Origin of the sequence: Mediterraneibacter sp. 210702-DFI.5.30, assembly GCF_020560115.1 — a bacterium.
GTDB lineage: Bacteria > Bacillota > Clostridia > Lachnospirales > Lachnospiraceae > Mediterraneibacter > Mediterraneibacter faecis.
The window spans coordinates 1-253 of record NZ_JAJCME010000121.1 but is presented as its reverse complement, the minus strand read 5'-3'; the positions used below and the strand labels follow the sequence as shown (position 1 = coordinate 253).

Sequence of the window (253 nt, the reverse complement as noted above, 5' to 3'; positions counted from 1 at the left end):
GACGATTGCAGCCTATGGTCATACTCATCAATTAGCCGTTGAGTTTAATCAAGGAACGCTTTATTTAAATCCGGGCAGCATCAGTCAGCCGCGTGGACAGTATCAAAATATTGGCGGAACCTTGGCGATTGTGACGGCTGACTCAAATAAGCTTGATGTTCAGTACTATGATCGCAGGATGCAGCCGATTAATGATCTGCACTTTGTCTTTTTACGTCAATAGACGATCATCTTGATTTGGAATAACAGTCGC

At 43.5% G+C, this 253-nt stretch carries 1 protein-coding gene; it reads left to right on the top strand.

Features of this window, described 5'->3' with window-relative positions; all coding sequences use genetic code 11:
* A partial coding sequence (locus tag LI126_RS14930) for a metallophosphoesterase family protein (RefSeq protein WP_227165706.1) occupies nt 1-223 on the top strand: 223 nt, incomplete at its 5' end.
* Nucleotides 224-253 lie beyond the last annotated feature (30 nt).